Source organism: Streptomyces olivochromogenes (genome assembly GCF_021538895.1).
In the GTDB taxonomy this organism is placed as follows: Bacteria; Actinomycetota; Actinomycetes; order Streptomycetales; family Streptomycetaceae; genus Streptomyces; species Streptomyces olivochromogenes_A.
Window position 1 is genome coordinate 64,175 of the sequence record NZ_JADDRL010000043.1, and the last position, 8,318, is coordinate 72,492.

The window sequence follows — 8,318 nt, forward strand, 5'->3', positions numbered from 1 at the left end:
GGGCGTCAAGAGTCGGCGGGGCTCGGCGGGACTCCGCGGGGCACGGCGGGACTCGACAAGACAAGGACAAGAGCGGTCCGGCAGGAGCACGATGGGACCGCTGTCCCGACGCGACGCCCTGGGGTGGGCCATGTCCGAGTGCGTGCCGGTGCGCTGTCCGGCCTGTCGGCGCGAACACGTCTACATCGCGCCGTCGTATCCCTGCGCGTGCGGCGCGCCCGTGGCGCCGCCGCTCGACCGCGGGGCGCCCGCGACAGCCGTCACCCACCGCATCTGGGACCAGGACTGGGTCACGGTGCGCTGCCGCTCCTGCGGCCGCCGGGACGAGTGGCCCCAGCCGGAACTGGGCTGCGACTGCGGCACGCTCCTGCGGATTCCGGTCCTGGCGGCGGACTGCGGCACCGGCCCGCACACCTCGCCCACGGACGGGGAGACCGAGCCGCACACCTCGCCCGCCGACGGGGACACCGGCCCCGAGCCGGCCGCCGCTCCCGGGCGTCGGCGGGCCGTCTTCCACCCGATAACCATCCGTACCGCCCGGGACGCGGTCACCGCCGCCGCGCTCTATCTGCGCTGGCTCGGCTACGCGGGCATCCGCCGGGCCGACCAGCGGCCGCCGTCCGGCATCGGCCTCGCCGCGCGCGGGATCCTGGCCCAGGTGGACCCCACGATCCGCCCGGCCTCACTGCGCGACGTGGAGTGCCTGTGGCTGACGGCGATGACGGAGTCGTCGGACTGCGTCTACTTCTCCCTGGCCGGATACACCGCCGACGCCCGCGCCCGCGCCGACCTGCTGCGCATCCCCTTGTTCGTCCTGGACCTCACGGGCACCCCGCAGCCCGTCAACACCCTCGCCGACGACCTGAACGCCACGGGGGCCCGGGGCCCGCGCCAGGATCGCTAGACGCTGTAGCGCTCCCGCAGTTCCACCTTGCGCACCTTGCCCGACACCGTCATCGGGAAGGCGTCGAGGATCTGCAGTCGGCTCGGGACCTTGTAGTGGGCGAGGCGGCCGGTGCAGTAGGCGCGCAGTTCGTCCAGCGTCAACGGGTCGGCCGCGTCGTGCGGGATGACACAGGCGAGGACCTCCTCGCCGTACGTCTGGTGCGGCACGCCGACGACCTGGACGTCCCTGATCTTCGGGTGGGCGTAGAGGAACTCCTCGATCTCGCGCGGGTAGATGTTCTCGCCGCCCCGGATGATCATGTCCTTGATCCGGCCGACGATCTCGACGTACCCGTCCTCCCGCATCATCGCGAGGTCCCCGGTGTGCATCCAGCGCCCCGCGTCGACGGCCTCGGCCGTCTTGTCCGGCTCGTTCCAGTAGCCGAGCATCACGCTGTAGCCGCGGGTGCACAACTCGCCCGCCGTGCCGCGCGGTTGGGTGACTCCGGTCGCGGGGTCGACGACCTTGACCTCCAGGTGCGGCAGGACACGGCCGACGGTGCCGGTGCGATGCTCCAGGTCGTCGTCGATCCGCGTCTGCAAGGAGACCGGGGACGTCTCCGTCATGCCGTAGCAGATGGAGACCTCCTCCATGTGCATCTCTGCCACCACCCGCTTCATCACCTCGACGGGGCAGGGCGAGCCCGCCATGATGCCGGTGCGCAGCGTGGTGAGGTCGTACGTCGCGAAGTCGGGGAGGTTCAGCTCCGCGATGAACATGGTCGGGACGCCGTACAGCGAGGTGCACCGCTCCCGCTGCACCGCCTCCAGCGTGGCCTTCGGGTCGAAGGACGGGGCCGGGATCACCATGCAGGCGCCGTGGGAGGTGGCCGCCAGGTTTCCCATGACCATGCCGAAGCAGTGGTAGAACGGCACCGGGATGCAGATCCGGTCCTGCTCGCTGTAGGCGATCGACTCGCCCACGAAGTACCCGTTGTTGAGGATGTTGTGGTGGGAGAGGGTGGCCCCCTTCGGGAAGCCCGTCGTCCCGGACGTGTACTGGATGTTGATGGGGTCGTCGCAGGACAGCTCGGCGCCCCGCGCGAGCAGTTCCGCGCGCCGCTCGGGCGTGCCGCGCCCGGTGAACGCCTCCCAGCTCGGGTCGCCGATGTACACGGCCTCCCGCAACTGCGGGCAGCCGCCCCGGACTTCCTCGACCATCGCCCGGTAGTCGCTGGTCCTGTGGCTGAGGGAGGCGAACAGCAGTGAGATCCCGGCCTGGTTGAGGACGTACTCGACCTCGTGCGTGCGGTAGGCGGGGTTGATGTTGACCATGATCGCGCCGATCCGGGCGGTGGCGTACTGGACGAACACCCACTCGGCGCAGTTGACGGCCCAGATGCCGACCCGGTCGCCCTTGGCGACGCCGCTCGCCAGCAGCGCGTACGCCAGCCGGTCCACGTCGGCGGAGAACTCGGTGTACGTCCAGCGCCGCCCGGACGGCACGTCGACGAGCGCCTCCCGGTCGGGCCAGGCCGCGACCGCCCGGTCCAGGTTGGCCCCGATGGTGTCGCCGAGCAACACGGTCGCGCTCGTCCCGTGCGTGTACGACAGCTCTCTCGTCGCGGTCATCGGAAGTCCTCCTCGCGGTACTCGTTCCCCGAGCCCGCGGCCGTGGCCTCGCGCAGCTCGATCCGGCGGATCTTGCCGGACACGGTCTTGGGCAGCTCGCCGAACTCCAGGCGGCGGACGCGCTTGTAGGGGGCGAGGACCTCCCGGGAGTGCTCGAAGAGCACCTTGGCGGTGTCGGGTCCGGGCTCCCAGCCCTCGGCGAGGACGACGTACGCCTTGGGCACGGCGAGCCGCAGCTCGTCCGGCGCGGGCACGACGGCCGCCTCGGCCACCGCCTCGTGCTCCAGCAGGGCGCTCTCCAGCTCGAAGGGGCTGATCTTGTAGTCGGAGGCCTTGAAGACGTCGTCGGCGCGGCCGACGTAGGTGATGTAGCCGTCGGCGTCGCGGGAGCCGATGTCGCCGGTGCGGTAGTAGCCGCCCGCCATCGCCTCCGCCGTACGGTCCGCGTCGCCGTGGTAGCCGGCCATCAGGCCGACCGGCCGCGCGGACAGGTCGAGCGCGATCTCGCCCTCGTCGGCGCCGCGGGCACCCGACACCGGGTCGAGCAGTTCGACGCGGTAGCCGGGGCTCGGCCGGCCCATCGAACCGGTCTTCAGCCGCTGCCCGGGGCTGTTGCTGACCTGCACGGCGGTCTCGGTCTGTCCGAAACCGTCCCGGATGGTGACGCTCCAGGCCCGCCGGACCTGCTCGATGACCTCGGGGTTGAGCGGCTCACCGGCGGCGACGACCTCGCGGGGCGGGGTGCGCAGCTGGGTCAGGTCGGCCTGGATGAGCATGCGCCACACGGTCGGCGGCGCGCAGAAGGCGGTGACCCCGGCCCGGTCCATCTCGGCCATCAGCCGGGCCGCGTCGAAGCGCGTGTAGTTGTGGATGAAGACGGTCGCCTCCGCGTTCCACGGGGCGAACAGGTTGGACCAGGCGTGCTTGGCCCAGCCGGGCGAGGAGATGTTGAGGTGCACGTCACCGGGCTTGAGGCCGATCCAGTACATGGTGGCCAGGTGCCCGATGGGGTACGAGGTGTGGGTGTGCTCGACCAGCTTGGGGCGGGCGGTGGTGCCCGAGGTGAAGTAGAGCATCAGCGGGTCGTCGGCCAGGGTCTCGCCGTCCGGCGTGAAGTCGGCGGGGGCGGCATACGCGTCCTCGTACGACAGCCAGCCCTCGGGCGCGCCGCCGACGGCGATGCGCGTGTAGCGGCCGGGCACCTCGTCGAACTTGTCGGTGTCGGCCGCGCGGGTCAGCACGTGCCGGACCCGGCCGCGCTCGACGCGGTCGCGCAGGTCGGCGGGGCCGAGCAGTGGGGTGGCGGGGATGACGACGGCGCGCAGCTTCATCGCGGCCAGCGCGGTCTCCCACAGCTCGGCCTGGTTGCCGAGCATGACCAGGATCCGGTCCTCGGCGGCGACGCCCTGCGCCCGCAGCCAGTTCGCGGCCCGGTCGGAGCGCTCGGCCATCTCCGCGAAGGAGATCCGCATCTCGCCGCCGTCCTCCTCGACGATGTGCAGGGCGGTGCGGTCGTTGCCGTCCGCGATGACGTCGAACCAGTCCAGGGCCCAGTTGAAGTGCTCCGGGCGGGGCCAGGCGAAGCCCTCGTAGGCCGTGGCGTAGTTCTCGCGGTGCTCCAGCAGGAAGTCCCGCGCACCCCTGAAGAGCTCCGTAGCCGTCGTCATCTGTCCTCCTCGTTAACGGACCATTGCCGGGCGGCTCTCTGGCATCGTGTAATCCGTGACGGAGGTCTCACTACCCCCGAACGGGGGTGTGGATCGCACAAAAGCCACGATGAAGGGGCGAACAGGTGGCAGCAGACACCGCGGGCGCGGTGGAGATACGGGGCGCGCTGGTCCGGCTGCGGCGCACCACCGGGCTCCCGGTCGCCTTCGGCGGCCTGGTCGACTCCGGCCGGCCGCAGATCCGGATCAGCGAGCTGAGCGGCACGAACACCCTGTCCCTGCGCTCGCTCGCGGTGACCTCGGGCAACGGTCTCGGCGGCAAGGCGGTGGCGCTGGCCCGGCCCTGCGCGGTGACGGACTACTCCTCGTCGCGGCAGATCAGTCACGAGTACGACGCGCCGGTGGCGGCGGAGGGCATCCGCTCGGTGCTCGCGGTGCCGGTGGTGGTGCGGCGCCGGGTGCGGGGCGTGCTGTACGGCGCGCTGCGCACCGCGCAGCCGCTCGGCGACCGCACGCTGAGCGCGGCGATGGCGGCGGCGCGGGACGTGGAGCAGGTGCTCGTCGTACGGGACGAGGCGCGGGGCCTGCTGACGGCGGCCCAGCCGAAACCCGTCGCCGATCCGGCCGCGGGCACGGCCTGGGAACAGGTGCGCGAGGCTCACACGGCGCTGCGCGCCCTGGCGCCGCGGATCACGGATCCGGCACTGCGGTCCGAGCTCCTCGCCGCGTGCGGGCTGCTGTCCGGGCCGCAGCCGGCCGAGGGGGCGAGCCTGGCGCCGCGCGAGCTGGACGTCGTGGCCTGTGTGGCGGAGGGCGCGACCAATGCGGCGGTGGCGGAGCGGCTGGGGCTGCGGCCGGAGACGGTCAAGGGCTATCTGCGGTCGGCGATGCGCAAGTTGGGCGCTCACACGCGCGGGGAGGCGGTGGCGACGGCCCGTCGGTCGGGGCTGCTGCCGTAGCCGTAAGGAAGGCTTTCTATTCAGTCTCCAGCGCTCTGAATTCCTCTGTGCAGCGCCGCTGTTATTTCCCTCACCACTCCGTACGTCCGAATTTCAAGGTTCGTTGCCTAGAATTTGGCCCGGACACGACACACGAGGGGAGCGGTGACCGTGCGACGGGACTTCCAGGAGCCTGCGAGATGCCGCCCCGACCTGGTCATCGGCCGGGACGAACCGATCGGCGCCGCGCGTGAGCAACTCGCCTCGGGCGGCAGTGTGCTCCTGCACGGCCCCGCGGGAATAGGGAAATCGACCGTCCTGCGGGCTTTGGCGGCCGAATACGCCGGCGCCGCCCGCACCGTGTTGCGGTGCTCGGCGACCGAGTCCGAATCGCACCTTCCCTTCCTGGCGCTCGCCGACCTCCTGGGCCTGGTCCTCGACCAGGTCTCGGGCCGGCTGCCCGCCGCCCAGCGCACCGCCCTGGAGTCGGCGCTCACCGGTCGCGGCGAGTCCAGCCTGCAACGCGACGGTCTGGCGCTGCGCCTGGCGGTGCTGTCGGCGCTGCGCGCGCTCGCCGCCGAGGGCACCGTACTGATCGTCGCGGACGATCTGCAGTGGCTGGATCCGGCCAGCTCCGAGCTGCTCGGCTTCGCCGCCCGGCGCCTCGGCGACACCCCCGTGCAACTGCTGTGCGCGGTGCGGACCGAGGGCCAGGAGTACGACCGCCACCTGAGCGCGTCCCCGCCGGACACCGTCGCGGTACGCCTCAACCCCCTCTCCCGCAACCAGGTCTCCGCGCTGCTCGACCACCGCGGCTACGCCGGTCTGACCCGCTCCACGGTCCGCGAGATCCACCGCACCAGCGGCGGCAACCCCCTCTTCGCGCTGGAGCTCGGCCGCGCCCTCGCCGAGAACCCCACCCCGCCCCGGCCGGGCGAGCCGCTGCCCGTGCCCACCTCGCTGCGCGCCCTGGTGCTGAGCCGGCTCGACATGCTGTCGGTCGAGGCCCGCCGCACCCTGCTGGTGGCCAGCGCGGGCGCCCGGCCCACGCCGGCCCTGCTGCGCTCGGCCGGGAGGGAGAACGCGGAGGCGGAGTGCGCCCAGGCCGCCGAACTGGGGCTGCTGGCGACCGACCTGGACGACTCCAGCCCCACCGTGCGGTTCGCGCACCCCCTCATCTCGGCCGCCCTGTACGCGGAGGCCCCCGCCCACGAGCGGCGCGGCGCCCATGCCGCGCTGTCCACCGCGGCCTCGGACCCGATCGAGCGCGCCCGCCATCTGGCGCTGGCCACCACCGGCACCGATCCGTGCGTCGCCGACCGGCTCGCCGAGGCCGCAGCCCAGGCCCGAGACCGCGGGGCCCCGTCCGTGGCCGCGCAGCTCAGCCTGCTCGCCGCCCGGCACACCCCCGCCGACGGCCGGCCCGGCGCGGACGAGCGCCGGCTGCAGGCCGCCGAGGACGCGATCACCGCCGGCGAGGTCGACCTCGCCCGGGACATCGCCCGCGAGGTGCTGACCCGGGCCACCGTGCCCGCGGACCGGGTACGGGCCTGGATCATCGTCATCGACACGGCGGGCCACACCATGACGGAGGTCGACGCCGTCTTCCCGCAGGCCCTCGCCGACGCCGGCGACGACCCGCGGCTGCTCGCTCTGGTCCACTACCAGCTGGCCTGGCGGGCACTGATCGTGGAGGGCGACTTCACCGAGGCCCGGGAGGCGGCCGCGCACGCGGCGGAGCTGGCCGAGCGCGGCGGCGACCGGCGCACCGAACTGCTGGCCCTCGCCTTCCAGGCCCAGGCCGAGACCCTGATGGGCCATCCGGCGGCGCCCGTGACCATCAAGCGCGCGCTGAAGGAGCCTCAGGACCCGAAGGTGGCGTGCCATCACAACGGCGCGGGCAGCGCCCGGTTCCGCTGGCTGGTCATGGGCGACCAACTGGGCGAGGCGCGGGCGACGGTCACCGCGCTGCTGCGCGAGGTGCGCCGGCGCGGCTCGGTGGAGAGCGAGGTGCACTTCCTGCGCGGGCTCGCCGAGACCGAACTGCGCGCCGGGCACTGCGGCCGGGCGCTCGACCTGGCCCGCGAAAGCCTGCGGCTGGCCCGGGACTCGGGCATCGGCGAGACGGCCTCCGCCATGCTCACCTCGCTCGCCGAGGCCTCCGGCGGGGACGTGGACCGGGCGTTGGCGCTGGCCCGCGAGGCGGTCGAGCACGCCGAGGAGGACGGCGACCAGATGTACCTGTCCCGGGCCCTGGGCGCCCTCGGGTACGCCCAGTTGGTGGCCGGCGACCCGGCGGGCACGGTGCGCTCGCTGCGCCGGGTGCGCGAGCTGGAGCACGGCCTCGGCATCACCGACCCGGCGCGCGGCCGCTGGCAGGGCGACCTCGCCGAGGCCCTCGTCCGCATCGGCGAGGTGGCCGAGGCACGGGACGTCATCGACGTCACCCGTGAACACGCGCTGCGGCTCGGCCGGGAGAGCGTGCTCGCCGTCCTGGACCGGGCCGAGGCGCTGGTGCGCGCGGCCGAGGGGGACCGGGATGCGGCGCTCGCCCAGCTGACCTCCGCTCAGGACCGGCTGGCCAAGCTGGGCTACTGCCTGGAGGAGGCGCGGGCGGCCTTCGCGCAGGCCTCGCTGCGCGGCCGGCGGCCGGACCGGGCCGTGGGTCTCGGCGCCGGCACCGGTACCGGCGCCCCGGCGGCGCACCGCGCCGACTCGACGCCGTACGAGGAGGCCACCCGCCTGTTCCGACGCTGCCGGGCGGTGCCGTGGCTGCGCCAGGTGGACGCGGCCCTCGCGGCGCCCGAGCCGGAACCGGCCGCCGCCGCGGCCGCGCTCGGCGGCCCCGAGGGACAGGACGGGCCGGACGGCCTGGAGGGGCTCGCGTCGATGGAGCGTCAGGTCGCCGCGCTCGTCATCCAGGGCGCCACCAACCGGGAGATCGCCGCACGCCTGTTCATCAGTGTCAAGACGGTGGAGGCGACGCTGACCCGGGTCTACCGGAAACTGGGGATCCGCTCGCGCGTGGACATCGTCCGATTGGCGGCAGGTCGCCGAGCGAAGTGAGAACACGGCCGGTTAACTGAGCCGGACCGAGGGTTTTCCCTGCCTTGCCCCCCTAGGGGGTTCCCTCATTGGGAGGTGGTGTACCGGGCCCTAGCGTAAGGGCAGTGCCGCTCGCCCGGGCACACGGGGG

At 73.3% G+C, this 8,318-nt stretch carries 5 protein-coding genes; 3 read left to right on the top strand and 2 right to left on the bottom strand.

Annotation, left to right across the window (positions count from 1 at the left end):
- The first annotated feature begins 91 nt into the window (after positions 1-91).
- Positions 92-904, top strand: coding sequence for a hypothetical protein (locus tag IPZ69_RS22485; protein ID WP_235456063.1), 813 nt, complete (start codon positions 92-94; stop codon positions 902-904).
- Here IPZ69_RS22485 and IPZ69_RS22490 read toward each other — a convergent pair.
- Together IPZ69_RS22490 and IPZ69_RS22495 are read right to left on the bottom strand one after the other, a co-directional pair.
- On the bottom strand, positions 901-2,517 hold the full coding sequence (locus IPZ69_RS22490) for an AMP-binding protein (protein ID WP_235456064.1): 1,617 nt from the start codon (positions 2,515-2,517) through the stop codon (positions 901-903). The genes IPZ69_RS22485 and IPZ69_RS22490 overlap by 4 nt on opposite strands.
- A complete protein-coding gene (locus IPZ69_RS22495; protein WP_235456065.1) occupies positions 2,514-4,184 on the bottom strand; it encodes an AMP-binding protein in 1,671 nt (556 codons plus the stop codon). Before IPZ69_RS22495 ends, IPZ69_RS22490 begins: the two co-directional genes overlap by 4 nt.
- A 125-nt stretch (positions 4,185-4,309) precedes the next feature.
- On the opposite strand from IPZ69_RS22495, the gene IPZ69_RS22500 reads away from it, so the two are divergent.
- Positions 4,310-5,143 carry a helix-turn-helix transcriptional regulator gene (locus IPZ69_RS22500; RefSeq protein WP_235456066.1) on the top strand — a complete coding sequence of 278 codons (834 nt, stop codon included), beginning with the start codon at positions 4,310-4,312 and terminating at the stop codon, positions 5,141-5,143.
- 144 nt (positions 5,144-5,287) lie between these two features.
- On the top strand, positions 5,288-8,188 hold the full coding sequence (locus IPZ69_RS22505; protein WP_235456067.1) for an AAA family ATPase: 2,901 nt from the start codon (positions 5,288-5,290) through the stop codon (positions 8,186-8,188).
- Positions 8,189-8,318 lie beyond the last annotated feature (130 nt).

What these genes read in the sequence shown, in the direction of transcription:
- IPZ69_RS22485 (WP_235456063.1), top strand. Translation starts at nt 92, where the DNA reads ATGGGACCGCTGTCCCGACGCGACGCCCTGGGGTGGGCCATGTCCGAG.
- IPZ69_RS22490 (WP_235456064.1), bottom strand. Translation starts at nt 2,517, where the DNA reads ATGACCGCGACGAGAGAGCTGTCGTACACGCACGGGACGAGCGCGACC.
- IPZ69_RS22495 (WP_235456065.1), bottom strand. Translation starts at nt 4,184, where the DNA reads ATGACGACGGCTACGGAGCTCTTCAGGGGTGCGCGGGACTTCCTGCTG.